16 protein-coding genes, 1 rRNA gene and 1 riboswitch are annotated in these 14512 nt (G+C 37.8%); of the genes, 6 read left to right on the top strand and 11 right to left on the bottom strand.

The window, feature by feature from the left end; genetic code table 11:
- Window positions 1-109: ribosomal RNA gene (locus ACN6NE_RS09155) — 16S ribosomal RNA — on the bottom strand; the annotation flags it as partial.
- 353 nt (window positions 110-462) lie between these two features.
- Between ACN6NE_RS09155 and ACN6NE_RS09160 the strand changes: the two genes are divergently transcribed.
- The 3 genes from ACN6NE_RS09160 to ACN6NE_RS09170 all read left to right on the top strand — a co-directional run bounded on the left by ACN6NE_RS09160 (window position 463) and on the right by ACN6NE_RS09170 (window position 3279).
- Window positions 463-657, top strand: a complete 195-nt coding sequence (locus ACN6NE_RS09160) for a hypothetical protein (protein WP_129705208.1) — start codon at window positions 463-465, stop codon at window positions 655-657.
- A gap of 238 nt (window positions 658-895) precedes the next feature.
- Window positions 896-2482, top strand: a complete 1587-nt coding sequence (locus ACN6NE_RS09165) for an AMP-binding protein (RefSeq protein ID WP_474325227.1) — start codon at window positions 896-898, stop codon at window positions 2480-2482.
- Window positions 2483-2601: 119 nt separating this feature from the next.
- Window positions 2602-3279, top strand: a complete 678-nt coding sequence (locus ACN6NE_RS09170) for an MgtC/SapB family protein (protein WP_013059577.1) — start codon at window positions 2602-2604, stop codon at window positions 3277-3279.
- A 26-nt stretch (window positions 3280-3305) separates the two neighbouring features.
- Here the strand turns inward: ACN6NE_RS09170 and ACN6NE_RS09175 are convergent, their stop codons facing one another.
- The 7 genes from ACN6NE_RS09175 to ACN6NE_RS09205 form a co-directional block, all read right to left on the bottom strand.
- Window positions 3306-3914: an NAD(P)-binding protein gene (locus ACN6NE_RS09175; protein WP_129705211.1), complete on the bottom strand. Its 609-nt coding sequence runs from the start codon at window positions 3912-3914 to the stop codon at window positions 3306-3308.
- The gene (locus ACN6NE_RS09180) at window positions 3895-4662 is read right to left on the bottom strand and encodes a sirohydrochlorin chelatase (RefSeq protein ID WP_474325229.1); all 768 of its coding nucleotides are present in this window, start codon (window positions 4660-4662) and stop codon (window positions 3895-3897) included. Before ACN6NE_RS09180 ends, ACN6NE_RS09175 begins: the two co-directional genes overlap by 20 nt.
- Window positions 4663-4675: 13 nt before the next feature.
- Window positions 4676-5455 carry a uroporphyrinogen-III C-methyltransferase gene (gene cobA, locus ACN6NE_RS09185; RefSeq protein WP_057239738.1) on the bottom strand — a complete coding sequence of 260 codons (780 nt, stop codon included), beginning with the start codon at window positions 5453-5455 and terminating at the stop codon, window positions 4676-4678.
- Between the two features lie 91 nt (window positions 5456-5546).
- Window positions 5547-6146 (bottom strand): adenylyl-sulfate kinase, encoded by a 600-nt coding sequence (cysC, locus tag ACN6NE_RS09190; RefSeq protein ID WP_129705217.1) that lies wholly within the window; start codon window positions 6144-6146, stop codon window positions 5547-5549.
- Window positions 6147-6158: 12 nt separating this feature from the next.
- Window positions 6159-7310 (bottom strand): sulfate adenylyltransferase, encoded by a 1152-nt coding sequence (gene sat, locus ACN6NE_RS09195; RefSeq protein ID WP_129705219.1) that lies wholly within the window; start codon window positions 7308-7310, stop codon window positions 6159-6161.
- 52 nt (window positions 7311-7362) lie between these two features.
- Window positions 7363-8442, bottom strand: a complete 1080-nt coding sequence (locus ACN6NE_RS09200) for an inorganic phosphate transporter (protein ID WP_129705221.1) — start codon at window positions 8440-8442, stop codon at window positions 7363-7365.
- 19 nt (window positions 8443-8461) lie between these two features.
- Window positions 8462-9175, bottom strand: coding sequence for a phosphoadenylyl-sulfate reductase (locus tag ACN6NE_RS09205; protein WP_129705223.1), 714 nt, complete (start codon window positions 9173-9175; stop codon window positions 8462-8464).
- Window positions 9176-9429: 254 nt separating this feature from the next.
- Window positions 9430-9532, bottom strand: a riboswitch (SAM riboswitch).
- A gap of 312 nt (window positions 9533-9844) precedes the next feature.
- Here ACN6NE_RS09205 and cdaS point away from each other — a divergent pair.
- The 3 genes from cdaS (at window position 9845) to ACN6NE_RS09220 (ending at window position 11808) form a co-directional block, all read left to right on the top strand.
- Window positions 9845-10471 (top strand): sporulation-specific diadenylate cyclase CdaS, encoded by a 627-nt coding sequence (gene cdaS, locus ACN6NE_RS09210; protein WP_129705225.1) that lies wholly within the window; start codon window positions 9845-9847, stop codon window positions 10469-10471.
- Between the two features lie 97 nt (window positions 10472-10568).
- A complete protein-coding gene (locus ACN6NE_RS09215) occupies window positions 10569-10952 on the top strand; it encodes a VOC family protein (protein ID WP_013085297.1) in 384 nt (127 codons plus the stop codon).
- A 67-nt stretch (window positions 10953-11019) separates the two neighbouring features.
- On the top strand, window positions 11020-11808 hold the full coding sequence (locus ACN6NE_RS09220; RefSeq protein WP_129705227.1) for a potassium channel family protein: 789 nt from the start codon (window positions 11020-11022) through the stop codon (window positions 11806-11808).
- Between the two features lie 9 nt (window positions 11809-11817).
- Here the strand turns inward: ACN6NE_RS09220 and ACN6NE_RS09225 are convergent, their stop codons facing one another.
- The 3 genes from ACN6NE_RS09225 to ACN6NE_RS09235 all read right to left on the bottom strand — a co-directional run bounded on the left by ACN6NE_RS09225 (window position 11818) and on the right by ACN6NE_RS09235 (window position 14447).
- A complete protein-coding gene (locus tag ACN6NE_RS09225) occupies window positions 11818-12222 on the bottom strand; it encodes a YugN-like family protein (RefSeq protein ID WP_474325233.1) in 405 nt (134 codons plus the stop codon).
- 381 nt (window positions 12223-12603) lie between these two features.
- Window positions 12604-13953, bottom strand: coding sequence for a glucose-6-phosphate isomerase (locus ACN6NE_RS09230; protein ID WP_129705231.1), 1350 nt, complete (start codon window positions 13951-13953; stop codon window positions 12604-12606).
- 245 nt (window positions 13954-14198) lie between these two features.
- Window positions 14199-14447: a hypothetical protein gene (locus ACN6NE_RS09235; RefSeq protein ID WP_238159370.1), complete on the bottom strand. Its 249-nt coding sequence runs from the start codon at window positions 14445-14447 to the stop codon at window positions 14199-14201.
- Window positions 14448-14512 lie beyond the last annotated feature (65 nt).

Below are 14512 nucleotides of genomic sequence, written 5' to 3' on the forward strand. Positions count from 1 at the left end.
CGTCCGCCGCTAACGTCATAGAAGCAAGCTTCTAATCAGTTCGCTCGACTTGCATGTATTAGGCACGCCGCCAGCGTTCATCCTGAGCCAGGATCAAACTCTCCGAAGAAATGTTTGACTTGCTCATATAAAATAAAAAAATTAACGTTGACGTTTGTCGCTTTGTTCAGTTTTCAAAGTTCAACCGCCGCTCTTAAGCGACTTTACCATCATAACAAGTTGCAACCTAGTTGTCAACAAGTTTTTTTATTTGTTTATCACTTCGATGTTTGCTTTAGCAGTTCATCTTAGCGACATTTAATAATATACCATGCCTTCTTTTATTGTGCAATAGTTTTTCGATATCTTTTTAAAAACTATTTTCTTGTAAACGAAACGTTAGCCAATTAATAGATACTAGCATATCTAGACCCACACTAGCATAATGTCTATTAAATCATTATCCGCCAAGGAGGCGTTCACTTGGATACCTTAATTGCAGCTGCACTCTATTTGTCCTTTTGTATGTCTATTCTCTTAATTTCACTTGCTTATCGGGAATCAATTCAAATGTCTAATAAAGAAGGCAAAGTCAACGGCCTTTCATTTATTTCACTTTCAACATTCAGCATGATTTTTTGTTTGTTTACTTCATATTTTTATACCATTCTTTATTAACATGCGTTGTCTTCTTATAAAAAGGAGACATTTCTTTATTTTATTACAATATTCGCATTCAGTATACTTACTTATTGAAATCGATGCGATAAATTCAGTTACTTCTCTTCTTCATACGTACGATGGACAGTGAAGGAATTTGTCGAATGATTTTTTGGAACACTTTCTTTAAATTTGATAAACTACTTTTAGAAAACGCTTCCATTTATACTTTAACATTATTCAAGGAGGAAACCAAATGAAACCATTGCTTGAATTAACGGTTGGAGAACTTTTAAAAGAAAGTACAAAAAAGTTTGGGCATCAAGAAGCGGTTATCTACTCTGAACAAAATATTCGCTATACGTACGCGGAATTTTATCAAGAAACCTCTCGAGTTGCAAAGGCACTTCTAGCCACCGGTCTCAAAAAAGGCGACCATATCGCTATCTGGGCTACCAATGTGCCGGAGTGGTTGCTTCTTCAATTCGCAGCAGCTAGAATAGGTGCTGTTTTGGTTACCCTTAATACAAGTTATCAATCCTCTGAATTAGAGTATGTATTGAGTCATTCTGATACAACAGCGCTATTTTTCATTGATGAATTTAAAAGCACTTCTTATACGTCTATTATCACCAGTATTGAACATAATCTTCCCAAACTAAAACATCTTATAAACTTAAGTGGATCAAGCGAACATACATCTTGGAACGAGTTTTTAATGAGTAGCTTAATGGTATCGGATGAGGTTCTCGATAAGCATGAACAATCCCTACATATCCATGATGTTATCAATATGCAATATACTTCCGGAACAACAGGTTTTCCAAAAGGAGTTATGCTAAGTCACCATAATATAGTAAACAACGGCTTTTTAGTTGCTCAGTCTATGAAACTGACTAACGAAGACCGCTTATGCATCCCAGTTCCTTTCTTTCATTGCTTTGGATGTGTGCTGGGTGTTCTAGCATGCGTATCTGTAGGTGCTACTATGCTACCGATTATTGAATTTCAACCTGCCTCTGTTTTACGCACCGTAGAGAACGAAAAATGTACAGCTCTTCACGGTGTACCAACTATGTTTATTGCGGAATTAAATGCACTTGAGTTTAATCAATATGATTTATCTACTCTTCGCACAGGAATCATGGCTGGTTCTAATTGTCCAGCAGAAGTAATGAAACGAGTCATACATGACATGGGCATCAATGAAATTACGATCGCCTATGGTCAAACCGAAACATCTCCTGTAATCACCCAAACAACCCCAACTGATTCTATCGAGCGGCGAGTACAAACGGTTGGCAAAGTTCATAATCATGTACAGATTCAAATTATTAATCCAGTTACAGGTAAACCAGCTTCTTTCGGAGAACAAGGAGAACTTTGTGCAAAAGGATATTTAACAATGAAAGGGTATTATAAAATGCCGGAAGAAACAAAAAAAACAATTGTAGAAGGTTGGCTACATACAGGAGATTTAGCTACCATCGATAAGGATGGCTATGTAAAAATTACAGGACGTCTAAAAGATATGATTATTAGAGGCGGAGAAAACATTTACCCAAGAGAGATTGAAGAGTTTTTATATAGAATACCCGAGGTAGAAGATGTGCAAATTGTCGGTATTCCTGATCCAAAGTATGGAGAACGAGTTGCTGCATGCATTAAACTCAAGCAACATTCTTTTCTTACCGCTCAAGAAATCAAAGACTTTTGCAAAGGTAAGCTTGCTCATTTCAAAATTCCGGAACATATTTATTTTATAGACGACTTTCCCATGACGGCATCCGGCAAGATTCAAAAATATAAATTAAAAGAAAAGATCGTAGCGCTTTATAAATAATCAGATTTTTTTGAATTTCACCTGTCATTATGAAGAAAAGTTTACTATACTGATACATATCTGTTTTTCTTCTTTCATACAGATATAAACAACAATGTTTATTGAAATAGGTGAAAATAATGGAAAATGAAATGTTGCTCAAATTAGGTATTTCCGCTGTACTTGGTCTTATTATTGGAATTGAAAGGGAACTAAAACGAAAGCCTGTTGGTTTAAAAACATCTCTCGTAATTTCCATTATTAGCTGTTTACTCACGATTGTTTCGATTGAGTCTTCTCAAATCTTTAATAAAGGTGATCACATCACAATGGACCCGCTTCGTCTGGCCGCTCAAATTGTTTCTGGAATTGGTTTTTTAGGGGCGGGTGTCATTTTACGAAAAGAAAATGACAGCATCTCAGGGCTTACAACAGCGGCTATTATCTGGGGAGCAGCAGGTATAGGAATTGCTGTAGGTGCAGGGTTTTATCCTGAAGCTATTACCGGAGTTGTACTGCTCATCATCAGCGTTGAACTTCTTCCCTTCCTTATTACTATTTTAGGGCCTAGGCAACTGCGCGAGAAAGAGCTTATTCTTCAACTCAAGCTGGCGGATAAGCACAATATCTTTGATACAACTAACAGCATTAGAGAAAAGAATATTACAATTAAAAATATTCGAATCAAAGATTTAGACACCAATGAATTGTATATACGAATGAAAGTGTCAGTTAATAACCAGCGCCCTACTACAGAAGTGTATTACGAAATTCAAAAAATCAGCGGTATTCGAAGCATTGAAGTTGAAAATGTATAAATAAAAAACGGCCAATTGGCCGTTTTTTATTTATATTTTTCAATCTGTTGTAAAAATTCTCGCTGTTTTACTAGAGACAGCCGGTATTGATCATCGATAATTTCTGTTAATAACTCATGTTTACGGCTCTTTGACACATTCAATCTGTGGATAAGAACTCTGCATTCATACAAAAACTGTGTATACTGTGTGTAACTCTCATCATAATTTGAGGATAAGTCTTCTTTGATTCGTTTTGTCAACAAAGGACTAGCGCCATCTGTGGATATTGCTAGCGATAATCTCCCTCTAGAAAACTGTGCAGGAATTTGAATATTTCCATCGGAAAAACTGCTGGCCATATTAACCAACTGATCATTTTTAATATGCTGCTTAACAAACTTATTCACAGCTTGATCATTTGTAGCCACAACAATTAAAAAGACATTAAGTAAGTCTTCTTCTCCTACTTTTTTTCTTTTTACACGCAGCTGATCTTTAGCTTCCCATTCATTTATTTCAGCTGAAACAGTTGGAGCAACCACTGTAATGGCTGCTCCTTCTTGTAAAAAACCTTTAATTCTACGAGTTGCGATTGTTCCGCCCCCAACTACTAAGACTGAACGACCCTTTAAATCAAGCATAACGGTATACATCGTATTGATTTCCTTTGCTCGATAATAACGTTTTTACTTGGTGACTTAAAATGTGTGCAAGTCCATCATGATAACCTAGGTAGTTGGCTAAGATAAACTGCTGGGCATCTGTTGATAGCTGCTCCAATTCTTCCTTAATTTCGTTCATTAAAATACCGGTAAACAAAAGGTACGGAAGAACGAATACTTGCTTATACGAAGTTCGTTTAGCAAGGTGCAGGCCTTCTTTTAAATTAGGAGAAGCTGCAGCTAAATAGCATGTGCTCACTTCTTTAAAAGCACCTTTACCTTTTAGCAGTTGAGCTATTTCGTTAAAATCTTTTTTCACAGCAGGATCACTGCTTCCTCTGCCGACCAACAATACCATCGAATCTTCATGCTTATCCACATTGGTTTCATTGATTCTCTCTACCAAGATATCAACAATTCGTTCGTCTACGCCGAACGGTTCTCCATACAGCACTTCTACCTGGGGATAACGTTCATATACTTTGTGTATTTCTTCGGGTATATCATGCTTTGCATGCGCAGCTGTTAATAACAGAAGAGGCACAATTGCAATACGAGTAGCACCTTGTTCAATACATACTTCAAATCCTTGTTCAATAGTGGGGGAAGCTAGTTCTAGGAAACAAACTTCTTGAATCGGTACATCTAGATTTTTTTTACATCTTTCAATAAAAGCAACTGCCTGGTCAGCGCCTTCTTTTACGCGGCTGCCATGGCAAACATATAAAACTGCATCCATATAATCAACCTCTTTAGTAAGCTTCTTGTGCATACGAATAGTAATGCTGTCCAGTCTTCTCAAACCAATTTAATCGGTCATGAAAATTCACAACTTCACCAACGATAATCATACTTGGATTTTCAATTTGTTCTTCTTTAACAATATCAACAATTGTACCAAGAGTTCCAGTTACAGTGCGCTGGTCCGCACATGTTCCCCAGTGAATCAATGCAATTGGCGTAGCTGAAGTTTTTCCATGTTTCATTAACTGTTGGCAAATGTACGGTAAGTTCCGCACTCCCATATAAATCGCAAGAGTATCTACACCTTTGGCTAGGCTATCCCATTTGATTGCATCATGCTCGCTATCTTTACGATGGCCTGCTACAAAAGCAAAGCTTGCGCTGTATTCCCGGTGAGTGACAGGGATTCCTGCATAAGCAGCGGCTGCGATGCCTGATGTAATTCCTGGAACAATTTCAAATGAAATGCCCTGCTGCACGAGAGCTTCTGCTTCTTCCCCTCCGCGTCCAAAAACAAATGGATCTCCGCCTTTTAATCGTGTTACAATTTTTCCTTTTTTAGCAAATTTCACTAAAAAGTTGTTAATTGTTTCTTGCTTGAGGGTATGGTAGTTCGGAAGCTTTCCACAGTAAATGATATCTGCATCACTTTTAGCATACTCCAGCAGGTCCTTATTCACTAAACGATCATATAAGATAACATCTGCTTGCTGAATTGCTTTCAACCCTTTTAATGTAATTAAATCTGGATCTCCCGGTCCTGCACCGACTAGATATACTTTCCCCATGAATGCCTTTCACCCTTCCATCATTTCCACGTCTCCGCAGCGCTCCCACATTTTAATTTGAATTAGAACAGCGGACAAAGTCCGCTGTCATTTAGATAAATTTTCGGTTAGCTAAATATTCAATAACAGTTTGTACACATTCTTCTACAGACTGTGTGCTTGTATTAATTGTTAATTCAGCATTAGCCGGTGACTCATACGGAGAATCAATTCCTGTAAAATCACGAATTTCTCCGCTTCTTGCTTTTTTGTAAAGGCCTTTTGGATCTCTTTTTTCACATTCTTCTAACGGACACTCCACGTATACTTCCAAAAATTCATTCCCCTCTAAGATCTCACGCACTTGAGCGCGGTCCTCTTGGAATGGAGAGATAAATGCTGTTAGTACCACTTGACCGCTGTCTACAAATAGCTTAGAAACCTCACCGATACGGCGAATATTTTCTGTACGATCTTCAGCAGAAAACCCTAGATTCTTATTTAAGCCGAAACGAACATTGTCACCATCTAATACATAGTTGCGAATATTTTTATCAAAAAGCGCTTTTGCCACTGCGTTTGCTACGGTAGATTTACCTGAACCCGAAAGACCTGTAAACCATAATACAAAACTGTGATGATTATTTTGCTCGCGTCTTTCCTCTTTTGTAATTCCAGCATCATGCCACGTAATGTTTGTTGATTTGCTCACTTCAACCGCTCCTTATTTTGAAGATAATTTTTGTTTTGCTAATCCTTTAATTAACACTTCAATTACTTCTTTACGGCTGAATGTGCTTGGTGGCACTTCTCCGTTACGAAGCATTTCACGTACCTTTGTTCCAGATAGAATCATATGATCTTCCTTGCTGTGAGGGCATGTTTTCGTTGATGCCATCGCTTCACACTTCTTGCAATAGAAGCTGTGTTCAAAGAATAAAGGTGTAATTCCTAATTCATCTGCTGTAAAGTTACTGAAGATTTTTTGTGCGTCATATGTTCCATAGTAGTCACCAACACCAGCGTGGTCACGGCCTACAATGAAATGTGTGCATCCAAAGTTTTTTCGAACCATTGCATGGAAAATAGCTTCTCTAGGTCCAGCATAGCGCATCGCAGCAGGGAAAACTGCTAAAGCTACACGATCGCTAGGATAATAGTTCTCTAAAAGCACTTCATAACTTTCCATACGGATATCTGCTGGGATATCATCTGACTTTGTTTCTCCTACAAGTGGATTTAAAAACAGGCCGTCTACAATTTCTAATGCCGTTTTTTGAATATATTCGTGCGCACGGTGAACAGGGTTACGAGTTTGGAATCCAACAACCGTTTTCCAACCGCGTTCTTCAAATACTGCTCTTGTTTCAGTTGGATCTAGATAATATTTTTCAAAACGCGTTTTAGGTGTACGTTCTACAAGTACGATTGGACCTGCTACATATACATTTGGGCGTTCCATCATTTTTTTCACGCCAGGATGGGCAAGTTCTGCTGTGCGGTACACATTTTCCGCTTCTTTTTCTTTATTTGGCGTATATACTTCAGAAACTTCTAAAACACCGTACGTTACGCCGTTTTGAACAAGCTTTACTTTGTCGCCAATGTTTAATTCTTTAGCTTGCTCTTCTGTTACAGGAAGAGTGATAGGAATACTCCATACTGTTCCATCTGCTAAACGCATATTTTCAACAACTGATTGATAATCTTTTTCTCCTAAAAATCCTGTAATTGGGCTGTAGGCACCAATTCCAATTAGTTCTAAATCACTTAGAGCCATGTTATCTACTTCGATTTCTTTTGTTAGTGAAGTGTAGTCATATGTTGGTTGATATAAATTAATTAATTCTCCACCGTGTGCTTGAATTGTTGTCATTTTGTAAAATCCTCCTTAAATAATTAACACAATATAATAAAAAGCACTTGAATCACGCAGTCATTTTTTCTTTTTCCGACTGCAAGCTTGCTCTTTTTCTTCTAGTCGTTCTAGCTAAGCTTAGAACACCTGCTGTGGCAATGCAGCCGCTAGCTAGCACCACAAATGAATATAAGTCGCTTTCAAGTACTAGTTTCACAAGAACATATGAGATTACGAGTGAAAATACAGGGGATACCACCCAAACCTTTAACATTTGAATGACCACTTCGCGCTGTTCTTTCGTAAATCCCGTTTTCGCTGCTCCTATTCCAATAATAGAAGACGTCGTGACCTGTGTAAGCGGTACTGGCAAACCAAAAAGTGAAGCTGCTGTAACAAGAGAAGCACCAGTACCCGAGATAATGCACCCTTCTCCTACAGAATAGCGAGTAATTTTTTTCCCGTTTGTTTCAATAACTCGGCCTCCTAGTAAAAGAGCTCCGAGCGCCACAGCCAATCCTCCTGATATGACACCCGTTGTGGCATCCATTAATCCAGCTCCTACTAGAGGACCGACAGCATTTGCCACGTTATTCATTCCAGCTGAGAAGGCTTCAAAGAATCCCGTGGCTATAACTAAAATCGTTAAAACTCTTTTCCACTTTCCCTCTGCTTCTTTTTTATGCGCTCTGCGTTTTATCACTTTTCCAATAAAAAAAGCAATGACAAATGAAACCAGCGGAACAATAATCCAAAAAGACATGACAACTAAAAGTTTTTCCACATACAGAGATTGATAAGCTACTCCTACTCCAACAACTGAACCAACCGTTACTTCACTTGTTGATAGAGGGATACCAATTAAATTCGCGAAAAAGAGTGACAGCGTTGCAGCAGCCAGAATGATAATAACTAATTCTACTGACAGCAATTTTTCAGGTATGATACCTGAACTGATGGTTTTCACCACCTCGCCGCCTCCGATAATGGCTCCGAGCACAATACCTACAGCACAGATGAACAGGGCTACTCTTCGCTTTTTAATCGCACCGGAGCCGTATGAAACGCCCATAGCTGCTGCTGCACCGCTTGCCCCAATATTCATTGCAAAAAAAAGCGCAATGATAAAGGCAACATATAAAAGCATCATTTATTCAGCTCTTTCGTATTTAAGATTCGTGTAATCCGCATTCAACTTTTTGTGTACCTGCCCATCTTCCTGAACGTAAATCGTCTACATTGTAGGCAGGTGCGGTACAGGGCTCACAGCCGATACTTGGGTAGCCTTGATCATGAAGTTTGTTATATGGTAAATCATGCTTATACACATAACGCCAAACTTCTTTCCAAGACCAATGAATTAACGGGCAGACTTTCACTTTCTTGAATTTCTCATCTTTATTAAAATAATTCGTGTTGGCACGAGATTCAGACTGCTCGCGTCTCAAACCAGAAATCCACGCATCATAAGGAGCAAGAGATTCCCTTAACGGGATGATTTTTCGAATTTGACAGCATAGGTTAGGCTGACTCTTCCAAAGCTCATCTCCATGTTTCTCAGCTTGTTCTGCAAGCGTTAAATCCGGTTTTTTTATATGAATACGCAAGTCAGGAAAGCGTTCTTTAATTGCATCAATCACTTCATATGTTTCTTTAAAATGAACGCCCGTATCTAAAAAGACGATTTCAGCATCTTTTTTCACTTTTGAAATTAAATCAATTAACACGATCCCTTCGATACCAAAGCTTGATGCATAAATAATTGAATCTCCGTAGGTATCATACGCCCACTGCAATGCTGAAAGGGCTCCTTTTGTTTCATCTTCACTGTCGAACTCTGGAAATATATCACTCCAGTTTTCATACGTATATAGGTCTGCCATTTTCTTCACTCCAATTCTTATTTATCCGCGTTATCCAATAAAAAAAGACGGTTTTACCCACTAGAATTGGATAAAACCGCCTCTAGTGTGTCTAGTCAGCGAAACTATTTAATTCTTACTTTGCTTTGACGTGCTCAAAGATTTGTTTTAAGTCGGGGGTTACAGTCATTGATGTCCCTCCTTAACTTATCGCTTGCGCTATATCAAAATAAAAAGTCTTCCATATTGAAAGACTGGGTAGGCAATAAATTTTCGCCTTATCTTTCAAAATGATACACACTTTGCTGGAATTAGCACCTTGCTAAGCAGGTTGCCGGGGTTCAGCGGGCCAGATCCCTCCACCACTCTTGATAAGCATTTTTTAAAAATTTTAGCATATTTAGAATATTTGTCAACATTAAAAATCATATATCCGATAAGAAAACTATACTTTAAATTCACAGAAATATCTATACTTTTATTTAAAACAACATATGTAAATTTAAACCAAATGTGAACATACCAGTTTATAAAACGCTTTCTTTTTCCCCAACTTTTTATATTCTCTTGTTAAATAAAACACAAAACCTCTCTATAAAATTAATAAGGGATTTATAAGCTGTACGGATAATTCACCCACATTAGCACACATTACAGATAACACTGACTGACAGATAGGAGCTATATAAGATGGAGAGACAACCCTTTCAATTAGACGATACAATTAAAAATAATGTGCGAACATATTTACAGCAGATTTCAACTGAAGCCTCTAATTTAATTAAACATTTAGACACGAGTGATCATTGTATCCTATGTGATTTTGAGGAGATGAGAAGGTTATTTCAAGATGTTCAAGCTACGGCCGCCTCTTATTACTTGCGTCATTACTTATCGCCTTATACATTTGAATATGCTGCTCTGTCCTTAGCTATTCATAACCTTTCTGAGAAACGTCACGGCGCTTTAATTGTCATTGAACGGGAACAAAATGTAGACTCTCTTATTCAAAAAGGAATGCCTATTCAAGCTCCTGTCAGCGCTACGCTAGTTGAGACACTGTTCTATCCAGGGACACCCTTACATGACGGAGCCGTCCTAATTAGAAATAATCAGCTTATTTCAGCTGCTAATGTTTTACCTCTCTCGTCTATTATTTTAACGAACAAAAAATTGGGAACACGTCATCGTGCAGCCATTGGAATGTCGGAAAAATCGGATGCATTAATTTTAGTTGTATCTGAAGAAACAGGCAAAATTTCGTTTGCTCTTGAGGGAAGCCTCTACCCTATTCACTCCAGCAAAAATATGATTTAAGAGCCCTTTCCTGATAAGCAGCCCTATCTTGACTTCTATATCCTTTCTCTTTAATATATTTCATAGTTTTTACATACTATAGATACGGGTGATGCATATGACAATTTTAAAATTTGAACATGTAGGCGTTCAAGTAAAGGATATAGAAGAATCTATTGAGTTCTATACACAAAAAGTGGGATTAGAGCTCATCGAAACACTACCACATACCGATCCGTCTTTGAAGCTAGCTTTTCTAGGTTTAGAAGGCAATGTAATCGTAGAGTTAATTCAAGGGTATAACTCAAGCTTACCTAACGAAGGTAAAGTTCATCATTTTGCGCTGGCAGTAGACGGAATTGAAGAGGAGTTTGAGCGTTTAAAATCAGCAGGCGTTTCATTTGTGGAAGAAAACATTGTAACTTTGCCAAATGGAGCAAGATACTTATTTTTCTACGGTCCAGACAAAGAATGGATTGAATATTACGAAGTAAAAAGATAAAGATATCTTATACCTTCAGTGAAAAATGGTCATACTGTGGCTATGACTAATCACTGGAGGTTTTTTTATGATGGAATGGCTATTATTTCGACTTTTTCGTCGTTCTATTTTAGTGCGCCTTCTTTTTATTATCGGCTGCCTTGTTCTGCTTTTTGGCATGCTGATACATTTACTAGAGCCGCAAACGTTTGGGAATGTGTTTGAAGGAATTTGGTGGGTTATTATTACAATCTCTACTATAGGGTACGGTGATTTTGCTCCGACCACTACGATTGGAAGGTTAGCTGCAATTATTTTAGTCCTGATCGGAACGGGGTTTATTACTACTTATTTTGTCACGCTTTCTAAAATTGCTGTTTCCGCTGAGAGCGCTTATTTGGAAGGGAATTTAAAATTTTATGGAAAAGATCACTTCATCGTTGTTGGGTGGAATGAGCGCGCCAAACTCGTGTTAGAGTCTTATCGCGATGCATTTCATAAAGAAGACATTGTTCTTATCGACGACTCTCTGACTAAAAACCCCATGATTTGTGATCGCGTTCATTTTATTAAAGGAAGTCCCTCTCACTATGAAGTATTAGAACTTGCCAACGCTCGGTACGCAAAAAAAGTGCTGATTACTGCCGATCAGCATAAGACAGAAGAATATGCAGACATGAATACTATTGTTACGTTAGTGGCTCTGCAAGGATTGAACCCTTCTATTTACAGCATCGTTGAACTGTTAACAAAAAAGCATATTCAAAATGCACAAAATTTGGGGGTGAATGAAATGATTAAAACAAACGAGTTGATTAGTCAAGTCATGTACGAGCATATTTTTGTGAAAAAATTAGAGAGTTTAAAAAAAGAATAGTTCCTTCAATTACTGAAGCAGCTCATCTTCTGCCTCTCTAATTAGCTCTTCTCCTAAGCTGATATACTTTTCTGGAAATGAAGCGTCTGCGTCTTGGGGTTCTGCAAACTGATTAAATGAAGCACTCACATTTCCATTGTGAACATCGTCATCTAGACCAATTTGATATTTATGTGAAAGTAAAAATGGCGTGCCAATCTGTACGGTTGTTCCTTTAGAATCCAGTTCTCCATTCGTAGCTGTAAACGGGATACGTAAAAACTGATAGCCGACTTCATCATTCATCTTATAGTCGAATGAACCATTGTCATAATCCCAATTCCCTCCAATGTTATACCCAAGCGGCTTAAGCGTTTTTTCTAATTCGTAAAGCTTGAATAATGTGCCCTCTAATCTTGAAGATAATTCAATCATGTTATCCCTCCTCTGTTTTAACATGTCCTTTTTCCAGCTTTTTATCCTTTATCTCAAAAGCAAAAAAGAGGTTGAGACATAACTAAATGAATCCAACCTAAATGCGAACAAACTGGATAAAGTAGCTCGTATAAATCGCTTGTGACACCGCAGTTGATGTCCGTGCAAGGCTTCGCTTTCCGCGGACGGGCGCTGAGCCTCCTCGTCGCTTGCGCTTTTCCCGCAGGAGTCTTCGCCTTGCCCTCCAATCAACTGCTAGAAGGACCTAAACAGATGAAACTATATTCACCATAACAAAAAAACGAACCATTAATCAAACATGTTGATTAATGGTTCGTTTTTCACTTGGGCTAAAATACTTTTGTACCGCCCTCTTTTTACTTATTTCAAACGCTTTTCTAATTCTGCTTTTTTCTCTTCAAAACCAGGTTTTCCAAGAAGAGCAAACATATTTACTTTGTATGCTTCTACTCCCGGCTGATCGAATGGGTTTACGCCTAATAAATAGCCGCTGATTGCACATGCTTTTTCGAAGAAATATACAACATATCCGAACGTATACTCATCTAGCGCAGGAATGTTCACAACTAAGTTTGGAACACCTCCATCTGTGTGAGCAAGCATTGTACCTTGGAAGGCTTTTTTATTTACAAAGTCAACTGTTTCACCAGCTAAGTAATTTAATCCATCTAAGTCCGCTGCATCTTCTTCAATTGTTAGCTCATGACGAGAATCTTGAACTTGTACAATTGTTTCAAAAATATCACGACGACCTTCTTGTACATATTGACCTAAAGAATGAAGATCCGTTGAGAAGTTAGCAGATGAAGGGTAAATACCTTTTTGGTCTTTTCCTTCACTTTCGCCAAATAGCTGTTTCCACCATTCAGCAAAGTATTGAAGAGCTGGCTCATAGTTAATCAGCATTTCAATTGTTTTTCCTTTATTATAAAGAACATTACGAGCTACAGCATATTGATAAGCTGGGTTCTCTTCTAGCTCTGATGACGAGAATGCTTCTTGAGCATCAGCTGCCCCTTTCATCATTTGTTCGATATCAAGACCCGCAGCGGCAATTGGTAATAAGCCAACCGCTGTTAATACTGAATAACGGCCGCCTACATCATCTGGAATAACAAATGTTTCATAGCCTTCTTCGTCCGCTAATGTTTTTAATGCGCCACGCGCTTTATCTGTTGTTGCATAAATACGCTTGCGTGCTTCTTCTTTGCCATATTTCTCTTCTAATAATTTACGGAAGATACGGAAAGCAATCGCCGGTTCTGTTGTTGTACCAGATTTTGAAATAACATTAATAGAGAAATCTTTATCTTGTAAAACATCCATTAAGTCTTTCATGTATGTTGAGCTGATGTTGTTACCAGCAAAAATAACTTGCGGAGTTTTACGCTGTTCTTTTGATAATGTGTTATAGAATGAATGCTGAAGCATTTCAATAGCAGCACGAGCACCTAAGTAAGATCCTCCAATACCGATAACAATTAATACATCTGAATCAGATTTAATTTTTTCTGCACTTTTTTGAATGCGTGCAAATTCTTCTTCGTCATACTCCGTAGGAAGGTCGACCCATCCTAAAAAGTCGTTTCCAGCACCTGTTTTCTCATGAATTGAATGGTGAGCTACTTTCACGGCATCACGTAAGTATGTAAGTTCATGTTCACCAAAAAATGATAACGCGTTTGAATAATCAAAACGAACATGTGTCATAGTCTGTTCCTCCATTAAAATATCTTTATTTTTCACTTTATCGAAACTGTTAGCTGAATTCAAGTGAATCCACTTACAATTTGACACAATCATTATAGTTTGTTGAAACTGCAATCATTGTATGTACCCTTTTATTTAACGATAAATTCAGTTATGAAGTCAACTAATGTTCTCTGATTACAGGACGTAATTCATGCACGATTACGCAAATAATAAGCAAATAAAAAACGACTAAAGAGTGGTCTTCAATCGTTTTTTATTTGCTTATCGGGTGGTGCAATATAGTTCATTTCACCTATCTTCACATATTGTCTCGGTTTATAAGAGGCTTTTAAAAGGGAAGAGTCTATTGATATGGAATTTTCAGCTTGGTTTTTAGAAGTGAGTAGCATCCTGTTTTCTTCTTTCATTTCCAAGTGATTATTCAGCACAAATCCGCTCATACATAATGCGGTAAAAATAAGAAAACTGATGGCTATTTGTTTCCTATACATTTCCATCACCTCACTCTTAGAGTGACAATTTCGAGTGATTTTTATACGTCCAAAAAAATTTTTTT

This window comes from Priestia sp. 53B2 (assembly GCF_056099005.1).